The sequence below is a fragment of the Nonomuraea africana genome (assembly GCF_014873535.1).
GTDB lineage: Bacteria > Actinomycetota > Actinomycetes > Streptosporangiales > Streptosporangiaceae > Nonomuraea > Nonomuraea africana.
Genome location: NZ_JADBEF010000001.1, coordinates 4,573,934 through 4,589,747 on the forward strand (window position 1 = coordinate 4,573,934; position 15,814 = coordinate 4,589,747).

At 70.7% G+C, this 15,814-nt stretch carries 17 protein-coding genes and 1 riboswitch; of the genes, 9 read left to right on the plus strand and 8 right to left on the minus strand.

Annotated elements, in window-relative coordinates:
• Positions 1 to 82 precede the first annotated feature (82 nt).
• The 7 genes from H4W81_RS21585 to H4W81_RS21615 are packed head-to-tail and all read left to right on the plus strand — an operon-like array spanning position 83 to position 5,227.
• Entirely contained in the window at positions 83 to 1,369 is a 1,287-nt protein-coding gene (locus H4W81_RS21585; RefSeq protein WP_192776474.1) for an ABC transporter substrate-binding protein, read from the plus strand.
• Complete coding sequence (locus H4W81_RS21590) at positions 1,366 to 2,235, plus strand: carbohydrate ABC transporter permease (RefSeq protein ID WP_192776475.1); 870 nt, start codon at positions 1,366 to 1,368, stop codon at positions 2,233 to 2,235. The genes H4W81_RS21585 and H4W81_RS21590 overlap by 4 nt, the downstream gene beginning before the upstream one ends.
• Positions 2,232 to 3,146, plus strand: coding sequence for a carbohydrate ABC transporter permease (locus H4W81_RS21595; protein ID WP_192776476.1), 915 nt, complete (start codon positions 2,232 to 2,234; stop codon positions 3,144 to 3,146). Before H4W81_RS21590 ends, H4W81_RS21595 begins: the two co-directional genes overlap by 4 nt.
• Positions 3,147 to 3,177: 31 nt before the next feature.
• Positions 3,178 to 3,612 (plus strand): NAD-dependent epimerase/dehydratase family protein, encoded by a 435-nt coding sequence (locus tag H4W81_RS21600; RefSeq protein WP_192776477.1) that lies wholly within the window; start codon positions 3,178 to 3,180, stop codon positions 3,610 to 3,612.
• 15 nt (positions 3,613 to 3,627) lie between these two features.
• Positions 3,628 to 4,164, plus strand: a complete 537-nt coding sequence (locus H4W81_RS21605; RefSeq protein ID WP_192776478.1) for a toxin-antitoxin system HicB family antitoxin — start codon at positions 3,628 to 3,630, stop codon at positions 4,162 to 4,164.
• A gap of 36 nt (positions 4,165 to 4,200) precedes the next feature.
• The gene (locus H4W81_RS21610) at positions 4,201 to 4,992 is read left to right on the plus strand and encodes a DUF4097 family beta strand repeat-containing protein (protein ID WP_192776479.1); all 792 of its coding nucleotides are present in this window, start codon (positions 4,201 to 4,203) and stop codon (positions 4,990 to 4,992) included.
• A 49-nt stretch (positions 4,993 to 5,041) separates the two neighbouring features.
• Entirely contained in the window at positions 5,042 to 5,227 is a 186-nt protein-coding gene (locus tag H4W81_RS21615; protein ID WP_192776480.1) for a hypothetical protein, read from the plus strand.
• Positions 5,228 to 5,276: 49 nt separating this feature from the next.
• On the opposite strand, the gene H4W81_RS21620 is transcribed toward H4W81_RS21615, so the two are convergent.
• From H4W81_RS21620 to H4W81_RS21635, 4 genes are all read right to left on the minus strand, one after another.
• Positions 5,277 to 6,365 carry a glycosyltransferase family 4 protein gene (locus H4W81_RS21620; protein WP_192776481.1) on the minus strand — a complete coding sequence of 363 codons (1,089 nt, stop codon included), beginning with the start codon at positions 6,363 to 6,365 and terminating at the stop codon, positions 5,277 to 5,279.
• Positions 6,362 to 7,585, minus strand: a complete 1,224-nt coding sequence (locus tag H4W81_RS21625) for a M48 family metallopeptidase (RefSeq protein ID WP_192776482.1) — start codon at positions 7,583 to 7,585, stop codon at positions 6,362 to 6,364. The genes H4W81_RS21620 and H4W81_RS21625 overlap by 4 nt, the downstream gene beginning before the upstream one ends.
• A complete protein-coding gene (locus tag H4W81_RS21630; RefSeq protein WP_192776483.1) occupies positions 7,582 to 8,382 on the minus strand; it encodes a hypothetical protein in 801 nt (266 codons plus the stop codon). The genes H4W81_RS21625 and H4W81_RS21630 overlap by 4 nt, the downstream gene beginning before the upstream one ends.
• Positions 8,383 to 8,454: 72 nt before the next feature.
• The gene (locus tag H4W81_RS21635; protein ID WP_318781867.1) at positions 8,455 to 8,880 is read right to left on the minus strand and encodes a C40 family peptidase; all 426 of its coding nucleotides are present in this window, start codon (positions 8,878 to 8,880) and stop codon (positions 8,455 to 8,457) included.
• A 163-nt stretch (positions 8,881 to 9,043) separates the two neighbouring features.
• Positions 9,044 to 9,186: riboswitch (cyclic di-AMP (ydaO/yuaA leader) on the minus strand.
• Between the two features lie 342 nt (positions 9,187 to 9,528).
• Between H4W81_RS21635 and H4W81_RS21640 the strand changes: the two genes are divergently transcribed.
• Positions 9,529 to 10,443 (plus strand): LysR family transcriptional regulator, encoded by a 915-nt coding sequence (locus H4W81_RS21640; RefSeq protein WP_192776485.1) that lies wholly within the window; start codon positions 9,529 to 9,531, stop codon positions 10,441 to 10,443.
• Here H4W81_RS21640 and H4W81_RS21645 read toward each other — a convergent pair.
• Both H4W81_RS21645 and H4W81_RS21650 read right to left on the minus strand, forming a co-directional pair.
• Positions 10,407 to 11,378, minus strand: a complete 972-nt coding sequence (locus H4W81_RS21645) for a C40 family peptidase (RefSeq protein WP_192776486.1) — start codon at positions 11,376 to 11,378, stop codon at positions 10,407 to 10,409. The genes H4W81_RS21640 and H4W81_RS21645 overlap by 37 nt on opposite strands.
• Before the next feature lie 87 nt (positions 11,379 to 11,465).
• On the minus strand, positions 11,466 to 12,788 hold the full coding sequence (locus H4W81_RS21650; RefSeq protein ID WP_192776487.1) for an NYN domain-containing protein: 1,323 nt from the start codon (positions 12,786 to 12,788) through the stop codon (positions 11,466 to 11,468).
• Positions 12,789 to 12,911: 123 nt separating this feature from the next.
• Here H4W81_RS21650 and H4W81_RS21655 point away from each other — a divergent pair, with 123 nt between their 5' ends.
• Positions 12,912 to 13,940: a phosphotransferase family protein gene (locus tag H4W81_RS21655; protein ID WP_318781868.1), complete on the plus strand. Its 1,029-nt coding sequence runs from the start codon at positions 12,912 to 12,914 to the stop codon at positions 13,938 to 13,940.
• Here H4W81_RS21655 and H4W81_RS21660 read toward each other — a convergent pair.
• Both H4W81_RS21660 and H4W81_RS21665 read right to left on the minus strand, forming a co-directional pair.
• Positions 13,935 to 14,603 carry a response regulator transcription factor gene (locus H4W81_RS21660; protein ID WP_192776489.1) on the minus strand — a complete coding sequence of 223 codons (669 nt, stop codon included), beginning with the start codon at positions 14,601 to 14,603 and terminating at the stop codon, positions 13,935 to 13,937. The two genes, H4W81_RS21655 and H4W81_RS21660, sit on opposite strands and share 6 nt — an antisense overlap.
• Positions 14,582 to 15,760, minus strand: a complete 1,179-nt coding sequence (locus H4W81_RS21665) for a sensor histidine kinase (protein WP_192776490.1) — start codon at positions 15,758 to 15,760, stop codon at positions 14,582 to 14,584. Before H4W81_RS21665 ends, H4W81_RS21660 begins: the two co-directional genes overlap by 22 nt.
• Between the last annotated feature and the right edge of the window lie 54 nt (positions 15,761 to 15,814).

Genomic DNA, 15,814 nt, shown 5'->3' on the forward strand with positions numbered 1-15,814 from the left:
CCTTCGTTGACATTCGAGCTGTTTCTGGGGAAACGTGAGCGATATCGGGGGAATTTGAGCGTCGGTCAAGGAGGAACCCACCATGACCCAACGTCTGCCGATCACCCGTAGAAGCATGCTGCTCGGTGCCGCCGCCTTCGGAGTCCCCGCGATCCTCGCCGGTTGCGGGAGTCCCGGTAATCAGAACACGCCCGGCGCCGGCGGCTCGGCCGCGCGCGGCACGGTCACGATCGGCTCCAACGCCTCCGACGAGATTCCCAAGAAGTCACTGGAAACCGTGGTCAAGGCCTTCACCCAGGCCGACGTCCGGATCAACACGGTGGACCACAACACCTTCCAGGAGAACATCAACCGCTACCTCAAGGGCAGCCCTGACGACGTCTTCACCTGGTTCGCCGGGTACCGGATGCAGTTCTTCGCCGAGCAGGGGCTGGCCACCGACATCTCCGACGTGTGGCAGGACATCGCGGCCGATTACACCCCCGCCTTCAAGGCGGCCTCGACCGGCTCGGACGGCAAGCAGTACTTCGTGCCGTTCACCTACTACCCATGGGCGGTCTTCTACCGCAAGAGCCTGTGGGAGGAGAAGGGCTACCAGCCGCCCAAGACACTTGACGAGTTCACCGCGCTGGCCAGGAAGATGAAGGCCGACGGGCTGATCCCCATCGCCTTCGCCGACAAGGACGGCTGGCCCGCGATGGGCACCTTCGACATCCTCAACATGCGGACCAACGGCTACGACTTCCACATCTCCCTCATGGCAGGCAAGGAGTCGTGGACCGACCCGAAGGTGAAACAGGTCTTCGACACCTGGCGCGGGTTGATGGAGTTCCACCAGCCCGCGGCGCTCGGCCGTACCTGGCAGGAGGCGGGGCAGTCGCTGGCCCAGAAGAAGACGGGCATGTACCTGCTCGGCATGTTCGTCGCGCAGCAGTTCCCCGAGTCCGAGCGCGACGACATCGACTTCTTCACCTTCCCCGAGATCAACCCGCAGTTCGGCACCGACTCCATCGACGCGCCGATCGACGGCTACATGATCTCGGCCAAGGCCAAGAACGTGGACGGCGCCAAGGCGCTGCTCAAGCACTTCGCGCAGGCCTCGTCGCAGAACGCGGCCACCAAGCTCGACCCCGGCACACTGGCCGCCAGCTCCAAGGCCGACACCAGCGGCTACAGCGCGCTGCAGAAACGCGGCGCCGAACTGGTCTCGCAGGCGACGCACATCGCCCAGTTCCTCGACCGCGACACCAGGCCCGACTTCGCCTCGACCGTGATGATCCCCGCGCTGCAGCGCTTCGTCGGCAAACCCGACGACATCGATCCACTGCTCAAGGACATCGAGGCGCAGAAAGTCAACATCTTCCGTTGATCACGCGACGCTACTCCCGCAGAGACCTCGCCGTCCTGGGCTTCGGGCTCGGGGCGGCCGTCCTGGTCAACGTGGCCCTCATCTGGGGGCCCACGCTGGCCTCCGTCGCGTTGTCGGGCACCGACTGGAACGGCATCTCCGAGCTGCGCTGGATCGGCACGCGCAACTACGGCGACCTGGCCGGCGAGTACCCGCCGTTCTGGTCCGCGGTCCGCAACAACGTGCTGTGGCTGGCCTTCCTCGGCCTGATCGCGACGCCGTTCGGCCTGTTCTGCGCGGTGCTGCTGGACCGGCGGCTCAAGCTGTCGCGGGTCTACCAGAGCGCGCTCTACCTGCCGGTGGTGCTGTCGCTGGCCGTGGTCGGCTTCATCGCCCAGCTCGTCTACTCCTCCGACTACGGCGTGCTGAACGCGGTGACCGGCTTGACCACCGACTGGCTCGGCGACAGCTCGATCAACATCTGGGTCGTCATGGTGGCGGCGGCCTGGCGGCACGTCGGCTACGTCATGATCATCTATCTGGCCGGGCTGAAGGCGGTCGACCCCGCGCTGAAGGAGGCCGCCGCGATCGACGGAGCCAGCGAGGCGCAGACCTTCTTCCGCGTCGTCTTCCCCACCCTGCGGCCCATCAACGTCATCGTGTTCGTGATCACGGTGATCGAGGCCCTGCGGGCCTTCGACATCGTCTACGCGATCAACAAGGGCCGCAACGGCCTGGAGCTGCTGTCGGTGCTGGTCACCGAGAACATCGTGGGCGAGGCCAGCAGGATCGGCTTCGGCTCGGCGATCGCGGTGATCCTGCTGGTGATCTCGATGGGGTTCATCGTCACCTACCTCTCGCAGCTGTTCAAGGAGGATCACCGGTGACACTGACCGCCTCCCGTCCCACCGCGGTGGAGCCCGGCCAGTCACAGATCAAGCGGCCCTTCCGGCCGTTGCGGCTGGTGCTGCACGTCTTTCTCGGGCTGGTCGCGCTGGGGTGGCTGCTGCCGCTGCTGCTGGCCGTGTACGCCTCGCTCCGGCCGTACGTGGAGACGGCCGAGCTGGGGTACTTCTCGCTGCCACGCACGCTCACGCTCGACTACTACAGCCAGGCCTGGAGCCAGGCCGACCTGCCGAAGTACTACCTCAACACGCTGATCATCGTGGTGCCCGGCGTGATCCTCACCCTCCTGATGGCCTCCTTCACCGCCTTCGCCATCGCGAGGCTGCGCATCCCGGGGCGCAGGGTGCTGCTGGTGGTCTTCACCGCGGGCAACCTGCTGCCGCCCCAGGTGCTGATCACGCCGCTCTACACCCTGTACACGCTGATCCCGCTGCCGTGGTGGCTGTCGGACTCGCTGTCGCTGTACGACTCCTATCTCGGGCTGATCCTCATCCACGTGGCCTTCCAGTTCGGGTTCTGCGTGTTCGTGCTGGCCAACTTCATGCGGACGATCCCCGAGGAGATCTCCGAGGCGGCGATGGTCGACGGGGCAGGCGTGTGGCGGCGCTACTGGCAGCTCACGCTGCCGCTGTGCCGTCCGGCCCTGGCGGCGTTGTCGACGCTGCAGTTCACCTGGATGTACAACGACTTCCTGTGGGCGCTGGTGCTGATGTCGTCGGGCGACAAGCTGCCTGTCACGTCGGCGCTGAACAACCTGCGCGGGCAGTTCTTCACCGACTACAACCTGCTGGCGGCGGGGTCGCTGCTGGTGGCGTTGCCGACTCTGATCGTCTTCCAGCTCCTGCACAAGCAGTTCGTCTCGGGCCTCACGCTCGGTTCGACCAAGGGCTGAGGCGATCGCCAAGCACTTCGGCGAGCAGCTCATGGACGCCGCCGTCCGCAGGAGCGACCTGCGGTGCGTCTCCATCCGCCCGAGCTGGGTGCAGCACGAGGGCACCTACGAGCGCAACCTCGGGCCCGTCGTCAGGGACGCCGCCGCGGCGGGCGTCAGCCTGGGCAGCTACATCGACGTCCACGACCTGGCCGACGCCATCGTGCTGTCGGTGGAGTCGGCGCTGGAGGGTCACGAGGTGTTCTACATCGCCTCGCCCGACAACGCCGGCGGGCGTGACCTGCGGGAACTGGCCAAGCAGACCTTCGGCGACGCAGTCGAGGTGCGCCCGTACGCCCGCGTGGACGCCTCGGCCATCTCCTGCGACAAGGCGGCCCGCCTCCTGGGCTGGACGCCCAGGAGGTCGTGGCGCGACTACCTTGACGCCGATGGCGTCACTCTGCCGATTGCGGTGACGTCGGATTGATGTCATGATGACGTCATGGATCTGACGGCGTTCATCGAGAATCTAAGCAGGGAGTTCGGCGACGCGGCCGACGCCGCGGGGCCCGAGGCCCGTGCCACCGCCGAGCGGCTCACCGCGGTGCTCGACTCGGCGGTCAGGCTGACGCTCATCGAGGTGCTCTCCGAGGCCGCCGACGAGCTGACGAGAGCGCTCGACCCAGGGGTCGTCGACGTGCGCATGCGCGGGAGAGAGCCCCAGTTCGTGGTCACCGTGCCCGAGCACTGGCACGGCGGCCCGTCCAGCGAGCACGCTCAGCCGCCGTTCCCTCCGTCGCCGCCCGCCCCGCCCGCGCCGCCCACGCCTCCCGGCGAGGCCGACCAGGGCACGGCCCGGATGACGCTCCGGCTGCCCGAGTCGCTGAAGGCCCGCATCGAGCACGCGGCGGCCGCCTCGGGAGCCTCGGTCAACTCCTGGCTGGTGAGGGCCCTGACCGCCGCCGTGTCCGACCCGCAGCCGCCGCAGCGCCCCGGCCCTCCTGGCGCCGGCCGCCGCATCAGCGGCTGGGTCCGCTGACCTCTTCTTCACCTCTCACAGAGACGGAGCCGCGCCATGCCCGTTTTCGCCACCACCGCCCCGCCCACCGTCCACGTCGACTTCCCCGCGGGCGAGCTGCGGGTCTCGGCCACCGACCGCCAGGACACCGCGGTCGAGGTACGGCCGGCCGCACCCGCGGGCCCGCACGACCACGAGTACGCGCAGGCCGTCCAGATCGAGCACGCCGACGGGGTGATCACCGTCAGGGCCCCCGACCGGCAGCGGTTCAGGCGCGCGTCCGCGCTCCACATCGACATCGCGCTGCCCGAGGGGTCGAGCCTGCGCGCCGAGACCGCCTCCGCCGACGTCACCACCACGGGCCCGCTGCACGAGGTCGACATCACCTCCGCCTCCGGTGACGTCACCGTGGCACACGCGGCCACCCTCCGCGTCAAGACCGCCTCAGGTGACGTCAGATGTGACGTCACCACCGGCGACGCGGCCATCGACGCCACATCGGGCAGGGTGGGCCTCGGCTCCGTCGGTGGCCACGCCGACGTCACCACCGCCTCGGGCGACGCCGTGATCGGCCGCGCCGAGGGCGACGTCACCAGCCGCACGGCGTCGGGCGACCTCGTCGTGCGATCCGTGACCAGAGGGCAGGTCGACGCCAGGAGCGCGTCGGGCGATGTCACGGTCTCGGTCACGAAGGGCACGGCCGCCTGGCTGGAGGTCTCGTCACTGTCGGGCCGGGTCAGCTCCGAGCTGGAGCAGTCGGGCGCGCCCGACGACGGCGCCGAGACGCTCGAGGTCCGGGCCCGCACGCTGAGCGGCGACATCGCCATCCTGAGGGCCGGCTCGCGGTGAACGGCCCGCCCGCCTCCTCCCCTACCAGTAGAAAGAGATCGGAGACGTTATGAACGACCAACTCGCCCACCTGCACGCCCAAGCCGTCCATCGCGACCGCGTCGCCGAGGCCGAGCGCCTGGTCGCGGTGGCGCCCACGCGGGCGCCCTTCCGCCAGACGCTGGCGCTGCGCCTGCACCGCCTGGCCGACTCCATCGACCCCGCCCAGCGCCCTCGCGTCCGCCCCTCCCACTAGACCCGCTCCCACTGGAGGAGCGGGTGGAAGCTGGAGGAGCGGGTGGAAGCTAGAGGAGCGTGTGGAAGCGGGCGGCGACGCGCGACCAGTCCCACTCGCCGGCCACCCACTCCCTGCCCCTCTCCCCCATCTTGCGCGCCCAGTCCGTGTCCACGAGGAGCTCGATCAACGCTCCCGCCACCTCCGGCACGGATCTGCCGTCCACGACGAGCCCCGTCTCCCCGTGCCGCACCGCGTCGGGCGCTCCCCCTGAGGCCCCCGCCACCACCGGCAGGCCGGTCGAGGAGGCCTCGAGGAACACGATCCCCAGCCCCTCGACGTCCATCCCGCCCATCCGCGTCCGGCAGGGCATGGCGAAGACGTCGCCCACCGCGTAGTACGACGGCAGCGACGAGGCCGGCACCACGCCGGTGAAGCGCACCGCGTCGCCCAGTCCCGCGGCCATCCGCTCCAGGCGCCGCCGGTAGGGCCCGCCGCCCACGACGAGCAGCACCGCCGAGGGCACCGCCCTGAGCACCAGCGGCCAGGCGCGGATCAGCCGGTCCTGTCCCTTGCGCGGCACGAGCCTGGAGACGCACACGACGACGGGCCGGTCCCCGAGACCGAGCGCGTGCCTGAGGCGTGCGGCGTCCACCGAGGGACTGAAGACGTCGGTGTCCACGCCGGGCGCCAGCCGTACGAGCTTGCCGGGAGGGATCAGGGCGGCGAGCCTGGCGTGGGTGTAGGACCCCAGGTAGGTGACCACGTCGGCGTGGGAGCCGATGCGCCGCATCAGGGGGCGGAACAGCGGCGACGACTCGTGCCCGTGGGTGAGCATGACGATCCTGCGCGCCCCCGCCGCGCGCAGGCGGGGGGCGAGCAGGCCGAGGGGCGCCGCGGCGCCGAAGACGACGGTCTCGGCCCCGTGCGCGGCCACCAGCCGCGCCGCGCGCCGCGCCACGCCGGGGGTGGGCAGCATGAGCGAGGTGGGGTGCCGGACGACGGGGTAGGGCTGACGGCCGTCGAACTCCTCGCAGCCCCGCCAGCGCGGGGCGTAGACCATGACGGACGGCATGCGCAGCGCGAGCCCGTGCACGAACGACTGGATGCCGCCCGGCCTCGGCGGGAAGTCGTTGGTGACGATGAGGACCCTGCTCACGGGGCCTTCATGAGCTCCCACGAGCGGGCCATGGCGATGCGCTGGGGCGCGGTCGGGTGCGAGGCATAGAGCACATATTCCACGACATCCGGCGACAAGTCGGAAATATTGGTAATTGCGAGGCGTTTCTGCATCGCGACGAACGTCTGCGGGTCGCGGGTGAGATCGAGCGCGTGCAGGTCGGCCCTGGCCTCGATGTGGCGGCTGACGAGGTTCTGCGCGGGACCCGACAGCACTGTCATTAGCGAGAGGAAGCCCATGATCGCGCCCACCGCCACCGGATCGGACAGCGGCCTTCGCCACAACGGGGCTACGCAGAACAGCAGCACCGCGCCGAACCCGGCGCCGAGCGCCCCCACGAGCGTGCCGTGGAGCACGTCGTTGTCCTTGGCGTGCCCGAGCTCGTGCGCGATGATCAGCTCCACCTCCTTCTCCGGCGCGGCCAGCAGCGTGTCGTAGACGACGATGCGCCGCGTGGCGCCGAATCCCGAGACGTAGGCGTTCAGCGCGGTGGTCCTGCGGGAGGCGTCGGCGATCAGCACGTCCTCGACGCGCACGTCGGCGCGCGCGGCCAGTTCCAGCAGGTCGCTGCGGAGCTTGCCCGCCGGCATGGACCGGAAATCGTTGAAGATCGGCTCGAAGACGACGGGATAGACGAAGGACGTGCCCACGGTCAGTGCGAAGGCGCCCACCGCGGCGGGGATCCACCACCGCGCGAACCTGCGGGCCAGCGCGACGACCGCCAGCACCATGATCGACATGATCGCGACCCGCACCCCGATGGACTTCAGCCGGTCACCGGTCCAGCTCACCCAGTTCTGGGTGGACAGGCCGAAGTCGCGCAGCTGGCCTTCGAACCAGACGCCGAGCGGCCAGCGCAGCAGCTCGACCACCGCCGTGAGCACCACGACGCCGAGCACGACCCGCAGCCACCACGGCCCCTTCAGCCTGGCCAGCAGGCGGGCGCCCCAGGGGGTGGCCACCAGCACGCCCGCGAAGAGCACGGTCAGGCCGAGCGACAGATACGACGGCACGCTGATGGCCGCGTCGAAGGCCTGCGAGCGGGCGATCTGGGCGGCGGTGAAGTCCCTCGAAGGATCGGGCGGCACGGAGGGCGCGCCCGACATCGTCTCCCAGGGAGTGGTGACCACGACCACCACGACGATCAGCGCGCCCAGCAGCGCCAGCGCGATGCCCGCCCGCCGGTCCAGCCAGCTCATCCGTGTCCCCTCGCCGTCAGCTCGTCCCGCACATACTCGCGCCACAGGCCGGTCAGCGCCGTGACCGACAGGCCAAGGGGGCGCAGCGCCTGGGCGAGATCGCGCCCCGCTGCCCGATCGTAGAGGGCCGCAAGCGCCCGCTCGCCGTAGCGGGTGGCGATCAGGCGGCAGGCGAGCCACGACTCCTGGTAGACCTGCGCGAGCCGGGGCGAGCCCGGAGCGAAGTCGCCGTCGGCGGGCAGCCGGGTGGCCGCCCGACCCGACCGCACCTCGGCGGCCAGCTCCGCCGCCGCGACGTGGACGTCCAGCCCGGAACCGAGGTAGCCGACGTAGTCGGCGAAGCCCTCCCTCAGCCACACAGGACGCCCGTACGTGCCGGCGGCCACGTGGGTGAGCTCGTGGGCGAGCACGACGTCGCGGCCCACCGGGGTCAGGCGCGCGAAGGCGCCCGGCACGACGATCACCCGGCCCTCCGACGCCAGCGCGGCCAGTCCCTCGACCGAGCCGGTGCCCGCCAGCGCCGCCGCCTCCGCGGTCGTCGCGGGCACCACGACCACCGGCCGTACGGCCCGCCGCAGAACCGCCGTGACGGTACGGCCCGCGGCGTCGGCCCGCGCCGCGAGGTCGCGAAGCAGTGCGGCGGGGGCGTGATGGCCGAGGGCGAGCGAGCGCGTGCCGTACGCGAACGTGACGCCCGACTCCCACAGGCCACGCGCCTCGGGCGGCACGAGCGGACCGGCCGACGCAGGCACCGTGCCGGCCAGCGCGGCCGCCAGCAGGGTTCTGCGGGTCACCACGGCAGCGATGCTAGCCCGGACAGCGGAAAGCCCCGTCCGGAGGGGGATGGACGGGGCTCTCCGCGCGTGCGCCTACGCGCCGGGACGGACCGCGCCGGCGAAGGAGGCCTTCCGCCAGCCGTTGATCTTCTCGATCCGCACCGTCTTGCCCGTGCTCGGCGAGTGGATCATCCTGCCCTTGCCGACGTACATGCCGACATGGCCCTTGCCGCGGAAGAACATCAGGTCACCGGGCTTGAGGCTGCGCCAGGAGACCTTCTTCTTGATGCGTGCGTACTGGCTGTGCGTCACGCGCGGAATCCTGATGCCCGCCTTGGCCCAGGCGTACTGCACCAGGCCCGAGCAGTCGAAGGAGCCAGGCCCCGTGCCGCCGTAGCGGTAGGGGTCGCCCACCTGCTTCTTCGCCACGTCGACGGCCTTGGCCGCCCTCATCTTCTGCCGCGCCGCCTTCGCGGCGGCGCTCTTTACCACACCGGCCTTCACAGCGCCGGCTTTCACAGCGCCGACTTTCACCACGGCCGTCCGCACCGCGCTCGCCTTGGCGGGGGACGCGTGAGCGGCTGGTGCGTGGAGGACGGCTCCTCCCATCGCGACCATGACGCCACTCAGGGCAAGGCAGGACAGACGGGTCTTGTTAACGGGGGTAGACAGAACGTCTCCTTGGATCTTCCACGAATGCCTACCGGGTTAGCTGACGGGTTCGGGCGTGGAAGTCGCCCTACCGGCCCGAAGGCCGGACTCACCCCAGGTGCTCGGGTCCCCGGCTCCGTGCTCCATGCCGCACGGACTCGGCGGGTCCACCGCGCACGCTCAATGGGGGGTTCGGCGCGGGGACCAGCGGATCGTTATGTGTGCACACCGGCCGCAGAGGGGCCGGCGGACGTGGCGGCGCCATGGCTTGGTCGCCGCGATGCGAGAAGGTACCCGCCTCACCAAGGGCAGGCAAAGCCGAAGTAAAGGAGTAAAGATCGTCGACGGGTGGCTGTCAGGAGACAACCCACAGCTCCATCGAACGTTCCAGGTGTCCGTTGTGACGCTTCTCACACCTCGTGTTACCCCGCGCTGTCAGGTCCCATTCGTCACTTTCGTCACACCATTAACATCAGCCGAACGAGGGGTGTTGCCGCGTAGCCATAAACTCTTCGCATGCCTGATCTGTGGTCCCTGCGCGTCCTGCTGGAGGTCGGCCGGCGCGGCTCCTTCTCCGCCGCGGCCGAGGCCCTGTCGATGACCCAGCCCGCCGTCTCGCGTCAGATCGCCACCCTGGAGCGCCGTACGGGCGTCAGGCTCTTCCACCGCCGCCCCAGGGGCGTGCAGCCGACCGAGGCGGGCCTGGCCGCCATCGAGCAGGCCGCGGCCGTGGTCGACGGGATGAGCCTGTTCGAGACCCGGCTGCGCGCCTTCGCCACCGCCGAGAGCGGCAGCGTGCGCGTGACCGCCTTCCCCAGCGCGGCCACCAGGTTCGTGCCGGAGAGCTTCCGCCGCTTCACCGCCACCCACCCCGACGTCGAACTGTCGCTCACCGTGGGCGAACACGGCGGCTCGGGCGTGCTGGCAGGCGCGGCCGACGTCGCGCTGGTCACCTCGTGGGACGCCGCCCCCGACCCGGGGCTCGACCTGCTCTTCCTGTTCGACGACGAGCCGATGGTGGCCCTGCCCGCCGGCCATCCCCTCGCCGCGCAGGAGCAGGTACGGCTGGCCGACCTGTCCGGTGAGCCGTGGATCGACGGCACCCACCCCGACTGCCTCGGCCCGATCTCCGAGCTGTCTGCCGCGATGGGAGGGGCGCCGCGGATCACCCACCTGTGCGACGACTGGAACGGCCGTCAGGGCCTGGTCGCCGCGGGCGTCGGCGTGATGCTCTACCCGTCGATCGCCGGCCGGTCGGTGCGCTCGGACATCAGGCTGGTGCATCCCTCGCCGTCGCTGCCCGCCAGGCGGATCAGCGTCGCCGTCCTGCCCGCCCATGGCCGCCCGCCCGCCGTGAGCGCCTATCTGGACGTCCTGCGCGAGATGAGCGCCGCCTACGGGCGAACCGCGCCGACCAGTCGCCTGCCGTAGGCGGACAACGGGACGACCTTGACCACGTCACCGGTCTGCGGCGCGTGCACGATCTTGCCGTCGCCCGCGTAGATGCTCACGTGTCCGAGGCCCTCGCTGAAGATGAGGTCGCCCGGCTGCAGGGCGTCCAGGGAGACCCTGCGCTTGGCGCCCCATGACCACTGCTCCCACGTGGTGCGCGGCAGCGAGACGCCGCCCGCCCGCCACGACGCCTGGGTGAGGCCGGAGCAGTCCCAGCCGCCTGGGCCGGTGCCTCCGTACTGGTAGGGCTTGCCGACCTGGGCGAACGCGAAGCTGAGCACCGAGGCGGCGTTGCCGGAGGCTGAGCCCGTGTACTTGATGCCAGTGCTGTTCGGGTTGCCCACCCGGTAGGCGCCGAGCCGCCGCAGCAGTTTCTCCTGCTGCTCGACCAGATCGAGCACCTTGTCCTTCTCGGACTTCACCTCGTCGCGCAGCTTGTCGGCCTCGGTGAGCGCGCCCTGCGCCTGTTCCCTGTCGGTCTTGAGCTGGCGGTTCTCCGCGTCGAAGGCGGCGAGCACCTGGGCCCGCTCGGCCGTCATCTGGTCCAGGAGCGCCATGCCGCCGAGCGTGGCCGTGGGGTCGTTGTCACCCAGCAGCGCGGCCCAGGAGGTGAACTCGCCCACCTGGTAGGTGTCGACGGCCATGCCGACGACCTCGGCGCGCAGGCCCGCCACCCTGGCCATCTTGCTCTTGTACCGGGAGTTCAGGCTCTCGTAGGTCTTCTTGGCCTTCTTGTACTTCTCGGTGGCCAGGTTGTACCTGTCGACGACCTTGTCGGCCTTGTCGTTGAGCTTCTCGAGCTTCGCCTTGGCCTGCGCGATCGTCGGTTTGGGGTCGGCGAACGCGCCGCTCAGCGGCAGGAGGAGAGTCGCGATCGCGAGACCCGCAGCCAGCGGTACCCGGCCAAACCTCACAGCGACACGCCCTCCCAGTGATCACGCCTGGGGCGAAATAGTACAGAAGGTGCGCCTAGTGGCTGGCCATGTCGCCCAAAATGTGACCTATGCCCGCCCGAGGCGGCGCAGCAGGAGCGCGGACGAGACGGGCCTGGCACCCATCCTGCGCACCGACTCGGCCACCTCGCGGTCGGAGGAGACCACCGCGATCGCCCTGCCCTGCGGCTCGGCGCGGACCAGCTGGCGGATCAGGTCGTCGGCGATCTCGCCGGGCGCGCTGAACATCACCCGGACCCCGCGCGGCGCCACCACCTGCACGGGGGCGTTGAGCTCGGCGCCGTCGAAGACGACCGTCACCTCGACCCTGGTCTGCGCGACCAGGCCGCCCAGAGCCGTCATCAGCCTGTTGCGCTGGTCGGCCAGGGTGAGCGTGCCGTAGCCGGTCTTGGTCACGTTGTAACCGTCGATGATCAGGTGCACCTGTGGCAACGCGAGCAGCTGGTCGAGCAGCTGCGGGTCGTCGTCGGCCAGCGCTCTGGCCGGCACGCCGCGCACGTTGGGCGCGCCGGGCGCGACGGCGGCGACCGAGTCGGCGGGCCTGCTGATCGTGGTGGGGAGCGCGAGCTCCCTCCGCAATCCCGCCGAGGCGTCCTGGAGCGCGTCGAGCAGCACCCTGATCCGGGCGTCCTCGATGCTGCGGCCCTCGCGGGCCGCCCTGCGCGAGGCCTCGAGATGTCGTTCGGCGTCGGCCAGCCGCTCCTTCAGCCGCCGCACCTCCGACTCGCCCGCGCTGCCGGCGACCGAGGCGGCCATCCTGGCCTCCTCGGCGGCCTGCGCCATCTCGGCGGCGCGCCGGTCGGCGGCCTTGAGCCGTTCGCGGGCGTCGTGGAGCTTGCGGCGCAGGTCGGAGTTCTCCGCTCGGGCGGCCTTCAGCTGCTCGCGCAGCCTCTCGCTCTCCTCCTTCGCGGCGCTCTTCTGCGTGGCGAGCTGCTCGCGCAGCCGGGCGACGGTCTGCTCCTGGGCCGAACCCTCGGCGACGACGGCCGACTGCTCCAGATCGGCGCGGGCGGCTTCCACCATCTCCGCCCAGCCGGGCGGTCTGGTCAGATAGGCTGCCGCCGCGACCAGGACGGGGTCGGCGGCCGGCGGCACGTTGCCCTCGGCCAGCGAGGCGGCCAGCTCGGGCCAGCCCTTCGCGACCGACTCGGCCACCGCCTCGCGAAACTTCTTGTCGCTCTCGAGCTGGGCGGCGATGGGCGCGCCGCCGAGCTTGGCGCGTTTGCGAGGGTCGAACTTCGCGATGCCGCGCAACGGCGCGGGCACGGCGATCGCGGGCATGGTGCCGAGCACCTGGGCCGCCAGATCGACGACGTTGAGCCGCACCTGCTCGGGAAGCGGACGAGACAGGCCTTCGCCGGCTGAGCTCATCCCACCGCCTCTCAAGTGACCCTTCGCGATTGTCCTACTCCCCAAGGGTACGGCTGTCGCGCACATGACCGTGTCGTGACGTCCATATGGACAAGCGCTTGGTTGGAGATGTACGACAGTGGCGTGACCGAGCACCTGCGCACCTCCACCAGGGACCTCGACGACCTGTGCGAGCGGCTGAGCGCCTGGCTCGGCCGTGAGGTCTCACAGGTCTCCCGCCCCTCCGCCAACGGCATGTCCAGCGAGACGCTCTTCTTCACCGTGGACGGCACCCGGTGCGTGGCGCGCCTGGCGCCCACCGAGGAGGCCGTGCCGATCTTCCCGACCTACGACCTGGGTGTCCAGTTCGAGGTGATGCGCCTGGCGAGAGAGCGGGCCGGGGTGCTCGCCCCGAAGGCGCTGTGGTTCGAGCCCTCGCCCGAGCCGCTGGGCACGCCGTTCTTCGTGATGGAACGGGAGGAGGGCAGGGTTCCGTCCGACGTCCCGCCGTACACCTTCGAGGGGTGGCTGCTGGAGGCCGCGCCCGAGGACCGGCGGCGGCTGCAGGACCGGACGGTGGCGATCGCGGCCAGGCTGCACGACGCCTCCTTCGCCCCCGCCGAGCTGGACCGCCTCGGCAAAGCGGGACTGCGGGCGCACGTGGACGGCCAGCGCGCCTACTACGAGTGGATGCGCGGCGACGTGCGCATCCCGCTGCTGGAGCGGGCCTTCGACTGGCTTGAGGCGCACTGGCCGGACGATCCCGGACCCGACGTGCTGACCTGGGGCGACGCCAGGATCGGGAACGTGATGTATCGCGACTTCACCCCTGTCGCGGTGCTCGACTGGGAGATGGCCGCGGTGGGCCCGCGCGAGCTGGACCTGGCCTGGATGATCTTCCTGCACCGGTTCTTCCAGGACCTCGCCGAGGTCTTCGAGCTGCCGGGACTGCCTGCCTTCATGCGCCGCGACGACGTCTGCAGGACCTACCGCGAGCTGTCCGGGCACACGCCGGCGAACATGGACTTCTACGAGACGTACGCCGCCCTCAGGCACGGGATCGTCATGGCCAGGGTCTGGCAGCGCCGCATCCACTTCGGCGAGCAGCCAATGCCCGACGACCCCGACGACCTGGTGCTGCACAAGTCACTGCTGGAGCGGATGCTGTCATGACTCCGAGTCGTGCACCAGCAGCGCGATCTGGACCCTGTTGTTGAGCCCCAGCTTGGTGAGGATGCGCGAGACGTGCGCTTTGACCGTGGCGACGCTCATGTAGAGCTCCGCGCCGATCTCGGCGTTCGACCTGCCCCTGCCGACCGCGACGGCCACCTCCCTCTCGCGCTCGCTCAGGCTGGTCAGCAGCGAGCGGGCGCGCTCCCTGCGGCCGCCCGCGCCGCCGTCCGAGACGTGGGAGATGAGCTGCCTGGTGACGGCGGGCGACAGGATCGGCTCGCCCGCGGCCACCTTCCTGATCGCGCGGACCAGCTCGGCCGGAGGGATGTCCTTCAGCAGGAAGCCCGCCGCGCCCGACCGCAGCGCCCGGAGGACCTGCGCGTCCGCGTGGAAGGTGGTCAGCACCACCACCTCGGGCGGGTTGGCGGTGGAGCGCAGCGCCTCGGTCGCGGTCAGGCCGTCGACCCGCGGCATGCGAATGTCCATCAGCACCACGTCGGGGCGGTGCTCGGCGACCATCCTCGGCACCTGGTCGCCGTCGGCCGCCTCGCCTGCCACCTCGATGTCGTCGGTTCCGCCGAGGATCATCGACAGCCCTGCCCTGACCAGCGCGTCGTCGTCGACGATCAGCACGCGTATCTTCATGTCCGCCACGGCAGCCATGCTTTCAGAACGAAGTCCCCCTCAGGCGTGCGCCGGTGCTCGAGCCGGCCGCCCGCCAGCTCGGCCCGCTCGGCCAGCCCGATCAGCCCACTGCCCGCCCCCGGGATGCTGGACGGCCAGCCGATCTTGTTGCGCGCCTCGATGGTCAGCCCCTCCCGCCGCGTGCCCGTCACGCTCACCCGCACCGGCGCCCCCGGGGCGTGCTTGCGGGCGTTGGTGAGCGCCTCCTGGACGATCCGGTAGGCGTTGCGACCGAGACCGGCGGGCGCCTCGGGCGCCTCGGGCGCCTCGATCACGAGCGTCACGTCCATGCCCGCCCTGCGCGACTCCTCGGCCAGCCCCTCGAGATCGGCGAGCGTGGGCTGGGGCCGCTCGGGCACGACCTCCTCGGGGTCGCCCGGCTGGCGCAGCACGCCGATGACCTCGCGCAGGTCCTGCAGCGCCTCGTGGGCGCTCTCCCTGATCGCCCCCGCCGCCCTGGCCACCTGCTCGGGCGGCGCGTCGGGCCGGAACTCCAGCGCTCCCGCGTGCAGGCTCAGGATGGAGATGCGGTGGGCCAGGACGTCGTGCATCTCGCGGGCGATCCGCTCGCGCTCCATCCGCCTGGCCTCCTGCCCCGCCACCTTCGCCTGCGCCCTCAGCGTGTGGACCAGCTGGCGCCTGGATCTGACCACGATCCCCCACCCGAAGATCGCCAACCCGAGCACCGTGCCGAACACGGCCATCCACAGAGGGCCGAGCACCTTGTCGGGACGCCACAGCGCGAGCGGGACCAACGTGACCAGATTCGCCGCGAGCACCGGGCCGGAGATCTTGAATGGGCGGTGGACCGCGACGGTGAACAGCGCCACCACCGCCGCGCCGCCCACCATGAGGAAGTAGGACGAGAGCACCGTCGCGACCAGCGAGAGCGTGACGGGCCAGCGGCGGCGCAACCACACCGCGGCGCACGACAGCCCGCCGAGCACCTGCTCGGTCACGCGCAGCGCCCGGCCCTCGCCCTCCAGGTCCGGCAGCGTCAGCCACACCAGCGTGCAGGTGAGCAGGAAGATCACGATGTCGACGAGCCAGTCGCGGGTCGAGCGGCGCGCGGGCCGCCCCTCGTCCGGGTCGCCGAGCAGGACCGAGGGCAGCAGCCACCGGTACTCCACGTTCATGTTGCCCCACGGTAGGCGTTCGGCCCCGGGCCCCGACACCGACCAAAGTCGATG